This window comes from Ilumatobacter fluminis, assembly GCF_004364865.1.
Lineage (GTDB): Bacteria > Actinomycetota > Acidimicrobiia > Acidimicrobiales > Ilumatobacteraceae > Ilumatobacter > Ilumatobacter fluminis.
Window position 1 is genome coordinate 4,057,874 of sequence record NZ_SOAU01000001.1, and the last position, 18,344, is coordinate 4,076,217.

12 protein-coding genes are annotated in these 18,344 nt (G+C 68.8%); 3 read left to right on the forward strand and 9 right to left on the reverse strand.

Going from position 1 to position 18,344, the window contains the following annotated elements; all coding sequences use genetic code 11:
* Window positions 1–92 precede the first annotated feature (92 nt).
* Complete coding sequence (locus BDK89_RS18420) at window positions 93–1,649, forward strand: Rieske 2Fe-2S domain-containing protein (RefSeq protein WP_133870342.1); 1,557 nt, start codon at window positions 93–95, stop codon at window positions 1,647–1,649.
* Window positions 1,650–1,667: 18 nt separating this feature from the next.
* Here BDK89_RS18420 and BDK89_RS18425 read toward each other — a convergent pair whose 3' ends face one another.
* From BDK89_RS18425 to cdd, 6 genes are all read right to left on the reverse strand, one after another.
* Entirely contained in the window at window positions 1,668–6,380 is a 4,713-nt protein-coding gene (locus BDK89_RS18425; protein WP_133870343.1) for an Ig-like domain-containing protein, read from the reverse strand.
* A 116-nt stretch (window positions 6,381–6,496) separates the two neighbouring features.
* Window positions 6,497–6,889, reverse strand: coding sequence for a heat shock protein transcriptional repressor HspR (locus BDK89_RS18430; protein ID WP_133870344.1), 393 nt, complete (start codon window positions 6,887–6,889; stop codon window positions 6,497–6,499).
* 18 nt (window positions 6,890–6,907) lie between these two features.
* Window positions 6,908–8,044, reverse strand: a complete 1,137-nt coding sequence (gene dnaJ / locus BDK89_RS18435; protein ID WP_133870345.1) for a molecular chaperone DnaJ — start codon at window positions 8,042–8,044, stop codon at window positions 6,908–6,910.
* Between the two features lie 136 nt (window positions 8,045–8,180).
* Window positions 8,181–8,795, reverse strand: coding sequence for a nucleotide exchange factor GrpE (locus BDK89_RS18440; protein WP_133870346.1), 615 nt, complete (start codon window positions 8,793–8,795; stop codon window positions 8,181–8,183).
* A complete protein-coding gene (gene dnaK, locus BDK89_RS18445; RefSeq protein ID WP_133870347.1) occupies window positions 8,792–10,648 on the reverse strand; it encodes a molecular chaperone DnaK in 1,857 nt (618 codons plus the stop codon). Before dnaK ends, BDK89_RS18440 begins: the two co-directional genes overlap by 4 nt.
* 181 nt (window positions 10,649–10,829) lie before the next feature.
* The gene (gene cdd / locus BDK89_RS18450) at window positions 10,830–11,246 is read right to left on the reverse strand and encodes a cytidine deaminase (RefSeq protein WP_133870348.1); all 417 of its coding nucleotides are present in this window, start codon (window positions 11,244–11,246) and stop codon (window positions 10,830–10,832) included.
* A gap of 27 nt (window positions 11,247–11,273) precedes the next feature.
* Here cdd and BDK89_RS18455 point away from each other — a divergent pair, with 27 nt between their 5' ends.
* Complete coding sequence (locus BDK89_RS18455; protein ID WP_133870349.1) at window positions 11,274–11,759, forward strand: GNAT family N-acetyltransferase; 486 nt, start codon at window positions 11,274–11,276, stop codon at window positions 11,757–11,759.
* On the opposite strand, the gene BDK89_RS18460 is transcribed toward BDK89_RS18455, so the two are convergent.
* The 3 genes from BDK89_RS18460 to BDK89_RS18470 form a co-directional block, all read right to left on the reverse strand.
* Window positions 11,752–12,855 carry an AI-2E family transporter gene (locus BDK89_RS18460; protein ID WP_133870350.1) on the reverse strand — a complete coding sequence of 368 codons (1,104 nt, stop codon included), beginning with the start codon at window positions 12,853–12,855 and terminating at the stop codon, window positions 11,752–11,754. The two genes, BDK89_RS18455 and BDK89_RS18460, sit on opposite strands and share 8 nt — an antisense overlap.
* Window positions 12,856–12,935: 80 nt before the next feature.
* Window positions 12,936–14,681, reverse strand: a complete 1,746-nt coding sequence (locus tag BDK89_RS18465; RefSeq protein WP_166657682.1) for an SLC13 family permease — start codon at window positions 14,679–14,681, stop codon at window positions 12,936–12,938.
* Window positions 14,682–14,839: 158 nt separating this feature from the next.
* Window positions 14,840–16,504 (reverse strand): M14 family metallopeptidase, encoded by a 1,665-nt coding sequence (locus BDK89_RS18470; RefSeq protein WP_133870352.1) that lies wholly within the window; start codon window positions 16,502–16,504, stop codon window positions 14,840–14,842.
* Between the two features lie 179 nt (window positions 16,505–16,683).
* On the opposite strand from BDK89_RS18470, the gene gpmI reads away from it, so the two are divergent.
* Entirely contained in the window at window positions 16,684–18,330 is a 1,647-nt protein-coding gene (gene gpmI / locus BDK89_RS18475; protein WP_133870353.1) for a 2,3-bisphosphoglycerate-independent phosphoglycerate mutase, read from the forward strand.
* The last annotated feature ends 14 nt before the right edge of the window (window positions 18,331–18,344 follow it).

Below are 18,344 nucleotides of genomic sequence, written 5' to 3' on the forward strand. Positions count from 1 at the left end.
CGAGATGAGTCCGGCCCCCTTCGTCGCGTTCGGGCATCGGTGACACTGGTCCCTGGGGGCCGGGCCGGGCGCTCGGTACCCTTCCGGGACATATGCGTGCGACATCGATCGGCCATGCCGGGATCCTGATCGAGACCGAGGCCGGCTCGATCGTCTGCGACCCGTGGTTCGTCCCGGCCTTCTTCGGCTCGTGGTTCGTGTTCCCCCGGAACGACCAACTCTCCGACGATCTTCGTGAGCGCATCGAGAACGCCGACTACCTCTACATCACGCACCTCCACGCCGATCACCACGACGAGCCGTTCCTGCGCGAGCACTTCCGTCGCGACATCCCGATCCTGCTCCCCGGCTACCCGACGCGGGAACAGCAGCGCACCCTCGCCAAACTCGGCTTCACCAACTTCATCCGGACCGAGGACAAGGTCGAGATGGAGCTCGCGCCAGGGTTGACGATCGCCATCCACACCGAGGTCTCGATCACCGACGGCCCCGGCGGCGACTCCGCGATGGTCGTCTCCGACGGCAAGACGCGCATCGTCAACCAGAACGACTGCCGCACCACCGACCTGGCGGCACTCGGCGCCCACGGCCCGGTCGACCTGCACTGGATCCAGTACTCGGGCGCCATCTGGTACCCGATGGTCTACGAGTACCCCGACGACATGATGCGCACCCTCGTCGACAACAAGGTCGAGAGCCAGTTCACGCGGGCGATGCGCTACGTCGACACGCTGAACCCGCGGTACGTCGTGCCGAGCGCCGGCCCGCCCGCGTTCCTCGACGACGATCTGTGGCACCTCAACGTGATCGAGGGCGACGAGTTGTCGATCTTCCCCGATCAGCGCTCGTTCATGAAGCGCCTCGCCGACGGCGGACACCACGGCATCCTGGCGATCCCGGGCACCGAGATCGAGATCACCCCCGACGACGTGACGGTCACGCATCCGATGCCCGACGACGACGTCGAACGGATCTTCTCCGAGAAGGAGCAGTACCTCCGGCAGTACCAGGCCGACTGGAAACCGTGGCTCGACGACCTCAAGGCGAGCTGGAATCCGCCGTCGACCGACCTGATCGCCACCCTGAAGGCGTGGTGGGAACCGCTGCTCCGCATGGCGCCCACCTTGCGCGGCGCCGTGGGGGCGAACTGTCTGATCCGCACCGGCGACCTCGAGATCCTGATCGATTTCCCGAACGGCGAGGTCCGCCCGTTCGACGGCGAGGAGTACGAGTTCCGGTTCACGATCCCCCGCGCCCTCGTCGAGACGGTGGCGGCGCAGAAGGCGGTCGACTGGTCGAACTCGCTGCTGCTGTCGGCACGGTTCTCGGCCTGGCGCGCCGGCGACTTCAACGAATACCTCTACAACTTCTTCAAGTCGCTGTCGGTCGAGCGGATGCGCCGCACCGAGGCCGAGGCGATCCGCAAGCTGAACCCGCCGACCGAGACCGAACCGGAGATCGAGCTCGGCGACTACGTGGTGCAGCGTCGCTGCCCGCATCGCAACGCCGACCTGGCGGTGTTCGGCGAGATCGAGTCGAGCGACGACGGCGACGTGCTCGTGTGCACGCTGCACGGCTGGAAGTTCGACTGCGACACCGGCCGTTGCCTCACCAGCACCGACCACCCGCTCCGCATCCGGCGCCGCTGATCGGCTCCGTCCTCGCCGTCACGGCACCGTCGTCGGTGTCGTCGACGACGTCGTGGGCACCGTCGTCGGTGTCGTCGACGTCGTGCTCGGGGGCACGGTGGTCGTCGTGGTCGGCGGCACCGTGGTGGTGGTCGTCGTCGTGGTCGTCGTGGTCGTCGTCGGCGGCGGGCCGATGGTGAGGGTGATGGTGCCGGTGTCGGTGACACCGCGGTTGTCGGTGACGGTGTAGGTGAGCGTCCGGGTCGTGCCCTCGGCCCCTGGTGCGACGACCTCGAGATCGAGGCCGGTCAGGGTGACGGTGAACGGCGCCGTCGGCTCGTTGCCGAGCACAGCCGTGAGCGGCCCACCCTCCGGGTCGGTCGCTGCCAGGCGAACCGTGCTGGTCGTGCCGGCGGGCACGGTGACCGACATGTCGTCGGCGACAGGCGGCGCGTTGACCGTGACGGCGATGGTCGCCGGCTGCGACGTGGCGCCGAGGGCGTCGACGATCGTGTACTGGAACGTCGCCCGGCCGTAGCCCGCCTTCGGGTCGATCCGAAGCTGACCGTTCCCGAGCCGCTCGATCGTGCCGGCGCCACCGTTCGGGAAGGTGATCGTCGTCGGCACGTCGCCCAGTCCGATCGCGTCCCCGTCGGGGTCGACGTCGTTCGCGAGGGGCGCCAGCGTGGTCGGTCCCGTGACGACACCGGTGTCGTCGGCGACGGCGGTCGGTGCCAGGTTGATCAGGTCGATACCGATCGGCACCCGGGCCTGCAGACCACCGGGGTCGGCGACGACGGCGACCATGTCGAGACGTCCCGACTGGCCCGCCGGTTGGATACGGATCGCCCGCTGCTCGTCGATCAGGGCGACCCACGTCGGCGCCCCCTCGAGCGCGACGATGCGGAGCGGCTCGGCGTCCGTGGCGAGCGAGCTCACGAGGATGGTCGCCGGTTCGATCCGGCCGATGTCGGCCTCGTACGCCGCCGCGACCGGGTCCTGGTTGACGTCGATCACGACGACGCCGGTGGCCTGGAGGCGACACGAGTTGCGCACCGTGTAGTTGAACGAGATGTTGCCGTTCTCCCCGGCGGGCGGCGTGTACACGCCCGATGCCGCGCCGAGCGGAGCGCCGACCTCGACGATCTCACCGTTCCGGGCGTACGCGTTCAGGTCGATCGCGATCGGCTGCTGGTAGCCGGTCCGGAACGACACGTTCGGGGCTTCGGGTGGCGCCACCGAACACGGCAGCACATTCACCCGCACCGTCGCCTCCGACGAGTCCTCGCCGTCGTCGAGCCGATACGTCATCGTCGCCGTGCCGTTGGCACCCGGCACGGCCGTGAACGACAGCGTCCCGGACCCCACCGTCGCCGTGCCGAGCGAGCCGTCGGGAGGCTGGACGAGTGAGTAGGTGAGCACGTCGTCGTCGGGATCGACATCGTTGAACGCGATGTCGATCGTGACCGTGCCACCGTTGACGACCTCGGCGCTGTCGTCGTTCGCGACCGGCGGCGTGTTCGGCGGTTCGACGACGTTCAGGGTCACTCGCGCCGACGCCGGCAGCCCGTCCGGGTCGACGATCGAGTACGTCGCGACGAGGTCGCCGACGAAGTCCGGGGCGGGCGACATCGTCACGACGCCCACACCTCGTGTCGCCGTGCCTCGCCCGCTCACGACCTCGACCGCCGTGATGCGGAGCGCCGCGTCGTCCCCGTCGGGATCGTCGTCGTTCTCGAGCACGTCGATCGTGACCGGTACCCCGGGGCCGACGATGCTGCGGCGGTCGTCGAGCGCGGTCGGGCCGACCGGGTCGGGCTCGCGGACCATGATCGTCAAGGTGCCCTGCGCCTCGCCGCCGTCCGGATCGCCGACCCGATAGTTGATGACGACGGGTCCGGGCACGTTGCTCGCGGTGTAGGTGATGGTGCTGCCGTCGCGGACGGCCGTGCCGAGGAACGGCCGCGTCGACGACAGCACGGTCAGTCCCTCGTTGTCGCCGGTGTCGGGATCGATGTCGTTCTCGAGCACGTCCGTGCTGACCCGTTCGCCGAACACGGCGTCGATGGTGTCGGGGCGGGCGAGCGGCTTCTGGTTGGTGACCGGCGGCTCGATCACGCTGATGACGATCGTGGCCGTCGCTTGGAGACCCTGGGAGTTCTCGACGGTGTAGGTGCAGCTGAAGACGCCCGACCGTCCGAGCGGCGGCGTGTACGTCACCTTCGAACTCTCGGTCACCGTTGCCACGCCGACGCCGGCGCAGCCCGGTGTGCCACGCAGCACCGGCGGCTCACCGGACGGGTCGCCGTCGTTGCGGAGCACGTCGAGTGTGACCGGCACGTCGACCTCGGTCGTCGCCGCGTCGTCCTGGGCGAACGGTGGTTCGGCCAGGAGCTCGGGCAGGACGCGCACGGTGACCTCGCCGTCGGCCGTGTGGCCGTTGCCGTCACTGATCGTGTAGCTGAAGCGGTCGAGCCGGACGTCCTCGTCGCCGGTGTCGCTCGGGGTGGTGTACCTCACCCGGTCGCCCTGTACCGCGACGGTGGCGCCGGTCTCGGACCGCACCTCGACGATCGTCAGCGGGTCGTTGTCCGGGTCGGAGTCGTTGGCCAACACGTCGATGAGCTGTGTCGTCCCCACCACCGCCGACGCTGCGTCGGCGTTGGCGATCGGGGGACGGTTCGGCTCGACCTCGGCGATCACGGCGACGAGCACCGAGCCGACCACCTCGTGACCGTTGCCGTCGTCGACCCGATACGTGAACGGCACGAGCGACGCCGACCCGGCGTTCGCGGTGATGAGCAGATCGGCGCCGGAGACGGCGACGTCGAGGCCGGGCGGCAACGGACCGGGCACGGTCAGCAGCAGCCGGTCGCCGTCGGGGTCTCGGTCGTTCGCCAAGACCGACAAGGTGAACTCGGTACCTCGTCGCACGCGGATCGCATCGGGCCGGGTGATCGGGGGACGGTTCTCGTCGGTCGGCTGGGCGATGTCGACCGAGACCGTCACCGGCTCCCCTTCGGCGCCGAGCGAGTCGATCGGCCGATAGGTGAACGACACGGTGCCGCTCGACCGGCCGTCCGGCACGAACTCGAGGCCCTGGAGGCCGCTCGGAGCCGGCACCTCCTGCACCGTGCCGCCGACCTCGGGCGGGGTGAACGACCCGATCCGGAGCGCGTCGCGTTCGGGGTCGACGTCGTTCAACAGCACATCGACGATCACCGACGCACCCGGGCCTGTCTCGGCGGTGTCGGGCGTGCCGATGGGTGCCTGGTTCGGGGCGTCGATGGGGAGGAGGTCGATGATCACCTCGGCCGAATCCTCGGTGCCGTTGCCGTCGGCGATCGTGTACTCGAACCGCTCGCTCCCGACGAAGCCGCTGTCGGGCCGATACGCAACCGTGGTCGCGCTCACGATCTCGACGGTGCCGTTCGCCGCCTCCCCGACGCCCACCAGGGCGATCGCTTCACCGTCGGGGTCGTAGTCGTTCGCCGTGACCGGGATCTGGATCTGTGCGCCGGCTCGGGCCGTGACCGGGTCGTCGACGGCTCGGGGCGGGTCGTCGATCCCGTTGTCGTCGGGGGGCCGCTCGATCTCGTTGTCGCTGTCGGCGGCGCGGCCGCCGACCTCACTGCCGGTGCCCTCCTCGATGACCTCACCCGACTCACCGAGCAGCGGCGCATCGACACCGCTCTTCACCATCGAGTTGATGCCCCACGGATTGATCGCCCAGACGCGGTCCCCGTCGGTTTCGTCGACCCACACCAGGTCGGTCGACGCCGTCACGGCGAGATCATCGGCGGCGATCGATTCGGCGACGGTGTCGTCGAGCACGGCCCCGGCCCGCCAGTCGATCCGGACGATCTCGGCGGGAGCCCGACGCACCAGCGCCGCCGCATCGCCGGCGACCGCGAACTGATCGGCCCCGTCGGCGTCGAGGCCGGCGATGGTCCGCTCCACGTCGATGCCACCGGCGCCGATGCACCACAGATCGTCGTTCACGACGATCCATCCGCAGTCGGCTCGCGGGCCGGGGGTCTGGAGCACGACCTCGCTCGTGTCGGCGTCGGTCGGGAGTGCCGTCCAGTCGCCGTCGTCGAACCGGACCCGGCGACGGTCGGCGTCGAGCAGGAGGGGGCGGTTGCCGACCAGGGTGAAGCGCGCATCGGAGAGTCCCGAGGCGAGCACCTGCTCGCTGGCCGACGTGATGCGCGAGAACCGGCCCGCAGCGATGGTCCACACGGCGCCGTCGGCCGAGATCTGGGTCTGATCGCCGTCGCCGGCGGCGCCGACCTCGAACGGCAGTGCCTCACCGTTCGGTGGCACGACGACGGCGTCGGCCGTGGCACGGTCGACGGCGACGAGCCCGGCCTGACCGACGTTGATCACCGAGGTCGGCTCGCCGACCAAACCGACCGGCTGCGGCGGGCCGAGCCGGAGATTGACGGCGTCGACCGAACGAACGGAACCGGCGTTGCGATCGACGAGTACGACGGCACCAGCCGACTGCGCCAGCTCGAGGACGCCGCCGCCGGCCTCGGTCGCGAGTCGCGCCACCGATCTGCCGGCGAACCCGTCGATGAGCACGATCTCACCGGCGTTGCCGACGAACCAGCGGGTGGCGCGCGGCACGGTTGCATCGACCGCCTCGAAGCCGTCGGCACGCACGACGACCACGACGGTGGTCAACACCGCCGCGACAGCCGCCAGCACCGCCCAGGCTCGACGCCACGACACGCCGTGGTCCAGCACGGGATCAGTCTGCCAGCGCCACCGTCGGCCACGACGTCAGGTCGGATGCGCGTCGACACAAGCTTCGGTCAAGTGCTTCGCCACCGAGCGCGCGAGTGGGCTGCGCCGGCCAGGGTTCAGTCGTCGAAGATCTTCGGGCGTTCGCCGAACACGGCGACGGCCTGACGCAGCGGAACGAGGTCGCGTCGCTGACGGCGTTCGGCCTCGTCGACGGCGTGTCGGGCGGTCGCACGGGCCTGCTCCAGCTCACGTCGGAGGCGCTCGTTCTCGGCCTCGAGCTCCATCACACGCCGGATGCCTTCGAGGTTCATGCCCTGTTCGGCGAGGTCGGCGATGCGCTGGAGTCGTTCGATGTCTTCGTCGCTGTACCGGCGGTTGCCACCCTGGGTACGGGCCGGTTGCACCAGGCCGCGGCGTTCGTAGATGCGCAACGTCTGGGGGTGCATCCCGGCGAGCTCTGCAGCGACCGAGATGACGTAGACGGCTTGTGTGCGGGTTCGGGCACTCATGTCGTTCGGGTCTCCTCGTCAGCTCCTGGGGTTCACCGTAGTCGCCGCGGCGAGCTGCTCGATCGCTGCTCGCTCGTCGTCGGTGAGTTCGGTCGGGACGACGACGTCGACCGTCACGATCAGGTCGCCGGTCTGGGTGCCCGACTTCTTGCTGGTGGTGGTGATGCCCTTGCCCTTCACCCGGTGACGGGAGCCGGACTGCGTCCCGGGCTTGAGCTTGAGGTTCACCGGTGTTCCGTCGAGCGTCGGCACCTCGATCGTGCCGCCGAGTGCGGCCTCAGCGAAGGTGATCGGGACGTGCACCGTGAGGTTGTTGCCCGATCGGCCGAACCGTTCGTGGGCCTGCACGTTGATCTCGACGAGCAGGTCGCCCGCCGGGCCACCGCCGCGTCCGGGAGCGCCCCGGCCCTTGAGGCGGATCGTCTGCCCGTCGGACACGCCGGCGGGGATGCGGACCTTGACCTCGCGGGGTCGCCGTTCGACGCCCGACCCGTGACACGTCGGACACGGGTCGGGGATCACCGTGCCGCGACCTTGGCAGTTGCGGCACGGCGAGGAGAACGAGAACAAGCCCTGGTTGTCGTCGACGACGCCGCGTCCGCCGCACACCCCGCACGCAACCGGCTGGGTGCCGGGCTTGGCGCCCGAGCCCGAGCAGGTCGAGCACTGGGCATCGCTCGTGAGATAGAGCGTGGTCGTGAGACCGGTCGCTGCATCGTCGAAGTCGAGGCTGAGTTGTGCGGTCAGGTCGGCACCGCGTTGCGGGCCCGCCGCACCGTTGCGACCGCGGCCGCCGCGGGCCTGGCCGAACATCTGACCGAGCAGGTCGCCGATGTCGCCGCCACCCATGTCGCCGACGTTGAACGAGAACCCGCCCGGGCCACCGGAGGGGCCGCCCCCGCCGAATCCGCCCATGGGACCGAGTCGACGGACCTCGTCGTACTCCTTGCGCTTGGCTTCGTCGCCGAGCACGTCGTACGCCGCGGAGACGTCCTTGAACTTCTCCTCGGCCGCCGAGTCGCCCGGATTCTGATCAGGATGCAACTCCCGAGCCAGCTTCCGATACGCCTTCGTGATGTCCTTCTGCGAGGCGTCAACCGAGACACCCAGCACGTCGTAATAGTTTTTCTCGAACCACTCGCGTTGAGCTGTCACGGCCAATCACCTCCTAGGGGCCGTCATCATGAACGCTCCAAGCCTCGCTGCGCTCGGCGTCGCTGTCACAGAGACCTCGCACCCGATGCGAGGACTACAGCGTCCCCGACACCAGGTGGGTGGTCACCGTGTCTGTTCAATCCGTGGTGCGGACCATGGCTGGCCTGAGGGTTTTGCCTTGCCAGGTGTAGCCGGACCTCAGGACTTCGGCGACGATCGTCTCGCCGCCGTTGCCGGGCTGGTGGGCCACGGCTTCGGCCAATTCGGGGTCGAAGGGCTGGTCGGCGAGATCGAGCGGCTCGAGGCCGACCTTCTTCAACTCGCCGATCAGCTGGTTGAGCAGCGGGCCGATCTCGTCGGGATGCTGCACGTAGGCCGCCTCGGCCGCGTCGAGCACCGGCAGCAGCGCATTTGCCAGCTTGCCCGTGGCCCGTTCGACCTCGAGGTTCTGCTGGTTGGTGGCACGCTTGCGGAAGTTCTCGAAGTCGGCCTGCTGGCGCATCGCCAGCTGGCGGAGCCGGTCGACCTCGGCGAGGAGTTCGGCGCTGTCGGCCTCGACGGCCTCGGCGCTCCCCTCCTCGACGGCGGCATCGTCGTCGATGTCGGCGACATCGCCGTCGCCGAACCCGGTGGGGCCGTCACCGAGGAGCGCCGACGCGTCGTCGGGCACCTCGATGCGCGGCACCTCACCGGTGTAGTCGTCGACCTCGGACCCACGCTCGTCGTCGGGGTTCGTGGCGTCGTCGCTCACGAGTCGTCCTCGTCGACGATCTCGGCGTCGACGATGTCGTCGTCGTCGCCGCCCGTGGCGCCGGCACCGGCGTCCTGGCCGCTGGCCGACGAACCGGTCGCGTTGGCGTCACGCGACGCCTGCTCGTACAGCTTCTGGCTGAACGCCTGGCTGGCGGTCATCAGTGCTTCGGTCGCCGTCTTGATGGCCTCGGTGTCGTTGCCCTCGAGTGCGGTCTTCAGCTCGCCGAGGGGACCCTCGACGGCAGCCTTTTCGTCGGCCGACACGCTGTCGCCCTGCTCGCGAAGGACCTTCTCGGTCTGGTACACGAGCGAGTCGGCGTTGTTGCGAACCTCGGCCTCTTCGCGACGCTTCTTGTCTTCTTCGGCGTGCGCCTCGGCGTCTTTCACCATCTGGTCGATGGAGTCCTTATCGAGGGTCGACTGACCGGTGATGGTCATCGACTGTTCCTTGTTCGTCGCCCGGTCCTTGGCCGAGACGTGCACGATGCCGTTGGCGTCGATGTCGAACACGACCTCGATCTGGGGCACGCCACGCGGCGCCGGCGGCAGGTCGACGAGCTGGAACTTGCCCAGCGTCTTGTTGTAGCTGGCCATCTCGCGCTCGCCCTGGAGGACGTGGATCTCGACCGACGGCTGCATGTCTTCGGCGGTGGTGAACACCTCGCTGCGCTTGGTCGGGATCGTCGTGTTGCGCTCGATGAGCTTGGTCATCACGCCGCCCTTGGTCTCGATGCCGAGGCTGAGCGGGGTGACGTCGAGCAGGAGCACGTCCTTGACGTCACCCTTCAGGACGCCGGCCTGGACGGCGGCGCCGACGGCGACGACCTCGTCGGGGTTGACCGACTTGTTGGGCTCCTTGCCCGTCATCGACTGGACGAGCTCGGTCACGGCCGGCATGCGGGTCGAGCCGCCGACGAGGATGACGTGGTGCAGGTCGCCCTTACTGACGCCGGCGTCCTTGAGCGCCTGCTCGAAGGGGATGCGGCAGCGCTCGATGAGATCGCTCGTCATCTCCTGGAACTTGGCGCGCGTCAGGTTCTCGTCGAGGTGCAGCGGGCCGTCGGCGTTGGCCGTGATGAAGGGCAGGTTGATCTGGGTCGACTGGGTCTGGCTCAGCTCGATCTTGGCCTTCTCGGCCGCTTCCTTGAGGCGCTGCATCGCCATGCGATCGCTCGACAGGTCGACGCCCTGGGCGTTCTTGAACTGGCTGACGAGCCAGTCGATGATGCGCTGGTCCCAGTCGTCGCCACCGAGGACGGTGTCGCCGTGGGTCGACTTGACCTCGAACACGCCGTCGCCGATCTCGAGCACCGACACGTCGAACGTGCCGCCACCGAGGTCGAACACGAGGACGGTCTCGTCTTCGGAGCCCTTGTCGAGGCCGTACGCCAGCGCCGCGGCCGTGGGCTCGTTGATGATGCGGAGGACGTTGAGGCCGGCGATCGTGCCGGCTTCCTTGGTGGCCGTGCGCTGCGCGTCGTCGAAGTACGCGGGCACGGTGATGACGGCATCGGTGACGGTGTCGTTCAGGAACGCCTCGGCGTCGCGCTTCAGCTTCATGAGCGTGCGGGCGCTGATCTCCTGCGGCGTGTACGTCTTGCCGTCGATGTCGTCCGACTTCCAGTTCTCGCCCATGTGGCGCTTGATCGAACGGAAGGTGCGGTCGGGGTTGGTGATCGCCTGACGCTTGGCGACCTCGCCGACGAGCACTTCGCCGGCCTTGGAGAACGCCACGACCGACGGGGTGGTGCGGCCGCCTTCGGCGTTGGGGACGACGGTGGGTTCGCCGGCGTCGAGGACGGCGACGACGGAGTTGGTGGTACCGAGGTCGATACCGACTGCCTTGGCCATGTGGGGTTTCTCCTGTTGGGGTCGGGGGAAGAACTTGCGTGAACTGGACTCAACTCTATGAGCACCACTCCCCACCGCCAACCCCCCAGTCAGGAAAGTTGAGTCATCATGACTCAGGTTTCGTCCGGCGATTCAGCCCGACCTCAGGACACCCGACGAATGGTGTCGATTCGCTGCGTCGTCAGGACTGGTCGAGGTTCTCGGGGCCGAACGAGTCGGGCAGCAGGTCGGCCATCGAGTAGGTCGTGCGCACACCGTCGGGGCCGGCGGCGTGGATCACGGTGTCACCGGTGGCGAACTCGCGGATCTTCTGCCGGCAGCCGCCACAGGGCGTCGACAAGGCGTCACCCTCGCACACCGTCACGATCGTGACGATCTCACGTTCCCCCGCCGACGCCATCGCGGCGATCGCGCTGGCCTCGGCACACATGCCTTCCGGATACGCGGCATTCTCGACGTTCGCGCCGACGAACACGCGGCCCGACGGCGTGACGAGCGCGGCGCCGACGGGGAAGTGCGAGTACGGCACGTGGGCTCGTTGCTGCACCTGCACGGCGAGCGAAAGCAGTTCGTCAACGGACGTCGATCCTGCGGGCATACCGCGATCGTACGGTGCCGGGGTGGAATGATGTTGCACGTGCAGCCGTACTTCCGTGACGCCGTCCAGGGTGACCTCCCTGCGATCGCCACGATCATGCGCGGCGCTGCACCCCACGACCCGGCGCAGATGCGAGCCACTCCCGACACCTACCGGCGGGTGCTCGACCAAATCGACCGCCACGACGGCTGCTACCTCCTCGTGGGCGAGTACGACAACCAGATCGGCGCCGTGCTCGAGATGGTCGTGTTCCCCACCCTCTCGGGCTGCGGGCGCACTGCCGAGATCGTCGGCGTCTGGACCGCCGAGTCGTTCCGCACGTCGGGTCTCGACGGCATGCTGCTCGATCATGCGATCGAGCGGGCGAGCGACCTGGGCTGCACGCGGTTGCAGGTGATGTCGGGTGGCGGCAGACGGCACGAGCACGCGTTCTGGGAACGGGCGGGCTTCATCCACCTCGACGTCGGCTACGTCCGCACCACCGACCAGCGCCACCTCCGTCGCATCAGCTGACCGGCGGGTCGACGCCCTCGCCGAGCACCATCTCCGGATCTCGGAGACGCTTCGCCACCGCCATACCGAGCGCCAGCGCCGGTGCGGACAACATCGCTCCGAGCAGACCGGCAATGGCGACGCCGGTGACGCTGGAAACGATGCTCGACAGCGGGTGCAGCTTCAACCGATCACTCGTGAGCCGGTTACCGACCAGGGTCTGGATGATGTTCTGGGCGATGAGCACGACCGCCAACATGATCCAGACGTCCGCGGTCGACCCGGAGCCGAGCGCGATCAGCAGCACGAATCCACCCGACACGATCGCCCCGAGGTACGGCACGTAGCTCATCAGGAAGGTGACCACGACCGCCGACGCGACGAGCGGCAAACCGAGCAGCACCATCGCGCTGCCGATGACCGCGGTGATGATCACGCTCGTGACGGTGAGCGCGCCGAACCCACGACGGACGACGGACACGGCATCGTCGATGATGAGCACGCCCATCGGTTCCGACACGCCGAGGTGTCGAGCCAACCAGCCACGCACCGTCGTCCAGTCGACGAGGATGTAGTAGACCATGAACAGCGCGAGGAACGCGCCGATCCCGAACGCCACCGCACTCGAGAAGATCGTCGTCGCCCACGAGGCGGCACCGGCGAAGATCGGACGCCCCTGATCCTCGACCTCGTCGACGAGCGCACCGGCGTCGGAGGTGAACCCGCCGTCGGGCAGCCACGAGTCGATCTGGTCCACGCCGTCGGACATCACCGCCCGGATCTCGATCGCTTCGTCCACGACGCCGTTCACGGTCACGAAGAGCGCCACGAAGCCCAGCACCAACAGTGCGGCGATCAAGCCGAGCGCGGCCACCTGCCGAGGGACCCGGTGCCGCTCGAGTCGAGCAACGAGGGGCGCGCAGAGCGTGCCGACGACGGCAGCCAGCACGAGCGGGACGACCAGACCGCTGAAGGCGACGACCAGGGTGTAGGTCATCGACACGGCGAGCAGGATGCCGACGTACCGCCAGGCGGTCGATCCCCACTCCCGGACGCGTTCGCGGGTCGGGTGTTCGCGTGGCGGTATCGACGAGGCGGGTCGGTCGTCCGTCGTCACACCGAGCCACCCCGCGCCATCGCGGGATCATACGTCCGCCCACGGCCCGGCGTGCGCAGCACCGAGCGGCGCCTGGCGTGTCAGACGGACAGGAGGCCGGCGGTGACGAGGGCGCAGCTGACGGTGAGGGGGAAGCCGAGTCGGGTGAAGTCGGTGAACCGGTAGCCGCCGAGGCCGTACACCATGAGGTTCGTCTGGTAGCCGATCGGGGTCAGGAACGAGCACGACGCGCCGACGAGCACGGCGATCGCGAAATCGCGTGGGTCGCCGCCGACACCGGCGGCGGCCGCCATGCCGATCGGCACCATCAGCGCCGCAGCGCCACTGTTCGAGAGCACCTCGGTGAGCAGCTGTGTGGCGACGATCGTGACGAGCAGGAGTCCGAAGGTGCCCCACGACGAACCGAGCGAGACGAGCCGGTCGGCGATCTCGGCGGCGAGACCGGTGCTCGCCGCCGCGTTGCCGAGGCTGATCGACATGGCGATCGTGAGCACCACATTGAGGTCGACGGCGCGTCGGGCCTCCGAGGGGCCGAGGACCCGACCGAGCACCATCACGGCCGCTGCGAGCGCCGATGCCGCGAGCAGGGTGAGTACGCCCGTCGCCGCGAGCGCGAGCATGCCGACGAACGCGAGCGCAGCGACCCACGCCCGGGCCCGCCTCGGGGGTGGCGGTTCGTCGACCGACGAGACCAGCGCGAAGTCGCCGTGCTCGCGCCAACGACGACCGAAGTCGTCGCCCGCCAACACGAGCAACACGTCGCCGGCGTTGATCGGGATCGTCCCGAGCTTGCCGCGCAACTCCTCGTCGGCACGGTGTACGGCGAGCACGGCGGCGCCGTAGCGACCGCGGAAACCGGCGTCTTTCAGAGTGCGGCCCGACAGGTCGGACCGCGGCGCAACGACTGCTTCGTAGAGGCGACTGCCGGGGCCGGCTGCGTCGATCACGTGCGGCTGCTCGGCCGACTGAAGTCCGGCGACGTCCTGGAGATCGATCACTCGCGTGACGTCGCCGACGAAGTAGAGGCGATCGCCTCCCGTCACCTCGGTCTCGGGGCGGGCGGTGACGACGCCACCGGCACGCTCGATGGCCGCCAGGTACATCCCGTCGAGATGTCGCAACCCGGCGGTCGAGACCGTCTGCCCGTCGAGCGGCCCACCCGGAGCGACGACCATCTGCAGCTGGAAGTTGCGCGCCGTCGCTCGCATCGACTCACCGGCTGCGGTGCGGTTGCGGAGCAGGAAGGGCGTGGCGATCGCCAGGACGGCGACGCCGACGAGCGCCACCGGCAGTCCGACTCGGGTCACCTCGAACATGCCGAGTGGTTCGTCGCCGGCCGACCGGATTGCGTCGGACACGACGAGGTTCGTCGACGTACCGAGCAAGGTGATGACGCCGCCCAAGATGCTCGCGAACGACAGCGGCATCAGCAGGGCCGACGCCGATCGGCCGTTCGATCGCGACCACCGGATCGCACGCGGTGCTGCGAGCGCGACGAGCGGCGTGTTCGGGACGAAGGCGGACATGGCGGCGGTCGTGCCGGCGAGACGGGCGATCGTGTTGCGCTTGCCGAACAGCAGGCGGTCGATCACCAGCGACAGTGCGCCGGTGGCGGCGACACCGCCCGCAACGACGTACAGGAGCGCGATCGTCGCCGTCGCCGGGCTCGAGAGTCCGGACAGCGCGACGTCGTCCTCGATCGCTCCGGACACGAGGAGGAACGCGACGCTGGCGCCCATCGCGGCCACGGCCGGGACGCGATCGGTCGCCGCGATCGCCACGACGGCCAACACCGTCGCGAGCACGAGCCATGCATCGACACTCACAGCCCGGCATTCTACGTATTCTCCACCGTTTCGGTAGACAATTCTCCGAGACGCCGGCGAACCAGGTGGTCGGACGATGTCAGACATCATCCGACGCCGGGTCTCCGGGCGCCGCGAACAACCTGTCGGATGATGTCTGACATCGTCCGACGTTTTCGTCACTCGAGGGTGACGGTCACCGCGGCGCGGCCGGCCCTCGGATGGGCGGCGGTCGCTGTGAGTTGGGTGCCGGCGGGGGCGCTGACGACGAACGTGGCGAGCACCCGGTCGGGCGTGCCGTCGTGACCATTCCGGAAGCGCAACGCCGACCGGCCGTCGAGTTGGCCGAACTCACGACGAGCCGGGCCGTCGACCACCGCTCCCCCGCTCACCTCGACGGCGAGCGGCAGCACCAGGTTCTCCTTGGCGGCGAGCGCACTCACCTGCGTCGGGAGCCAGCCGGTGTTGGCGACACCCACGTCGACGCGCCACGCGTCGTCGCCGAGCGCGGTCACCCGCCGATGCACGATCTCGATCCGGGGCGAGCACAACGCCTGGTGCACGGCGAAGTCGGCGTGCGCGGTGACCTCGTCACGAAGCAGGTGCGCCGGCGGGTTCGTCCAGGTCGTGAGGTCGTTCCAGCCGCCGATCTCGACCGAGCCGAGCTGCGGGTGCTCGAACTCGTACCAGTCGACGTAGCCGTCGGGATGATGCTCGTCGCACCAGCGGAGCACGGCGAGCGCTTCGGCGTCGGTCGGGCCGGTGTACCAGAAGTGGGTCGACTGTTTCGTCCCCGTCGCGGCGTGCACGATGTCCCAGTACTCGGTGGTCCATCCGAACACCCCGAGGTGCTCGTACGCCCAGTCGTCGGAGGCGCCGCTCATCGTCTCCGACTTGTCCCACGTGAAGTCCTCGTAGACGGAGTGCACCGGGTACGAGGTGAGCACCTCGCCCCGTTCGCCCAGCTGCTTCCAGACCCAGACGTCGAACTGGTCGAGCGACGAGTCGGCGCGAGTCGACGACGGTCGGAGCAGCACGCCACCACTCGTGTGGTAGGCGTTGAACCCGCAGATGTTGGGTCGGGCGATCATCGCCCGCACGAGCGCGTCGATCTCCGGCTCACTGAGCGGATGGTCGCCGCTGCCGGGGATCTTGGTGCCCCAGCCCGCCGGATAGTTGCGGTTCATGTCGAGGCCCTCGGTCGGCCGAGGAGTCGGCACCGTGAAGCCGTCGTGGTCGGCGACCGTGCCCTCGTCCATGAGTCGGTACGTGGCCGTACCGGTCGGCGCGCCCTCCGCGGGAACCGGCACCATCAGGCGGGCGTCGTCGTGATGCGGCATCCATGCCCCGTGCGGGTCGACCACACGCATCTGGAGGACGCGACCGTTGCCGTCGACGTCACCGCCGCGATGCCCAATGGGCTGGTGACCGTCACGCCACGGCCAGGGACGCACGCTCGACCGACGGAAGGTCGGCACGTCGGCCATTGCCCACTCGGCGCCGTCGGGGTTGACGCGCGGCACCACGTAGAAGGTCCGGGTCTCCAGCGCCCGGGTGATCGTGTCGTCGTTGCCGTGCCCCGACACCAGTCGATGGATCAGGTGGCACGCAGCAACGCTCGCCGTCAGTTCGACCGAGTGGATGTTCGCGTCGACCCAGTGCGCCGGCTTGGTGTCGTGCGCGCCCGTGCGCTGGTCGGTGACAGTGACCAGCCACAGATCGCGGCCCTCGTGCGAGCGACCGTAGGTCTCCAGCGAGACCAACCCCGGGTGTGTCTCGGCCACCCCTTGGAGCCACGCGACCAGCTCGTCGTACCGGAGAAAGCGATCGAAGTCGTACTGCACGGCGTGATCGTACGCCCGCCGAACGACGTCCGGCTGATGTCGGTTGGGGTCAGACCTCGTCCGACACCCTGACCGCTTCCGCCGGCCAGCACCCGTCGGATGAGGTCTGACCCCAACCGACGGTCACGGACGAACGGCCCGGTGATTGTCCCCACAGGCGATGGGTACCATCGATGGTGATGTCCCTCCATCTCGATCGTCACCCCTCGTTCTCCGGGCGTCCTGGCCCCGTCCTCCTCGTCATCGCCGACGGCGTCGGTGTGGCACCGGAAGGGCCGAGCAACGCCGTCACCGTGGCCGACACGCCGCACCTCGACGAACTCACCGAGAGCGAGCTCGCCACCCAACTCGCCGCGCACGGTCCGGCCGTCGGCCTGCCGACCGACGACGACATGGGCAACAGCGAGGTCGGCCACAACGCCCTCGGCGCAGGTCGGGTGTTCGCCCAGGGCGCCAAGCTCGTCAACAAGGCGATCGAGTCGGGCGCGATCTTCGAATCGAAGGTGTGGAAGGGCGCCGTCGAACACGGCCGCAGTGCCACGATGCACTTCGTCGGGCTGCACTCCGACGGCAACGTGCACTCCCACAACGAACACCTCTACGCCATGCTGCGCCACGCCGCCGACGAGGGCGTCACCAGTGCTGCCGTCCACATCCTGCACGACGGCCGCGACGTGCCCTCGCAGTCGGCGCTCGAGTACATCGAGCGCACCGAGCAGGTGCTGGCCGAGATCAACGCGGCCGGCGGCCGCAACTTCCGCATCGCCTCGGGCGGCGGACGGATGTACATCACGATGGACCGCTACGAGGCCGACTGGCCCATGGTCGAGCGCGGCTATCGCGCCCACGTGTGGGGCGAGGGACGTCGCTTCTCGTCGGCGAAGCAAGCCGTCGAGACGATGTACGACGAGGCTCGCGCCGGCGGCAAGGAGCCGAGCGACCAGTACCTGCGCGAGTTCGTCGTCGCCGATGCAAACGGCCCGGTCGGCACCGTCGCCGACGGTGACGCGGTCATCGTCTACAACTTCCGCGGCGACCGGGCGATCGAGATCTCGCGAGCGTTCGAGGAGGACGACTTCGACGTGTTCTCCCGACAGGGCCCGAACGGTGAGAACGCACCGTCGGTGTACTTCGCCGGCATGTTGCAGTACGACGGCGACGCCCTCGTGCCGAAGCAGTACCTCGTCGCTCCCCCGTCGATCGACCGGACGATGAGCCACTACCTCTGTGCCGAAGGCGTTCGGTCGTTCGCCGTGTCGGAGACGCAGAAGTACGGGCACGTCACCTACTTCTGGAACGGCAACCGCTCCGGCTACATCGACGAGACGCTCGAGACCTACGTCGAGATCCCGTCCGACAACGTCGAGTTCGACACCACACCGGCGATGAAGGTGCGGGAGATCACCGACGAGGTCATCGACCTGTTGCGGTCGGGCGAGTACGACTTCGGGCGACTCAACTTCCCGTCGGGCGACATGGTCGGCCACACCGGCAACCTCGACGCCACCGTCGAGGCCATGGCCGTCATCGACGAATGCATGGCCAAGCTCGTGGCGGTGATCGACGAACTCGACGGGGTGCTCGTGTACACCGCCGATCACGGCAACGCCGACGTCATGTACACCGAGAAGGACGGTGTGCGGTCGCCGAAGACGTCGCACACCCTCAGCCCGGTCCCGTTCGCGATCCACGACCCGAACTACGACGGCGAGTACCACGTCGCTCCCCCGGCGCACCCGGGTCTCGCGAACGTCGCGGCGACCCTGCTGAACCTGATGGGGTTCGAGGCGCCCGACGACTACGAGCCGAGCATCATCCAGTTCTGACACCCGACTCGCAG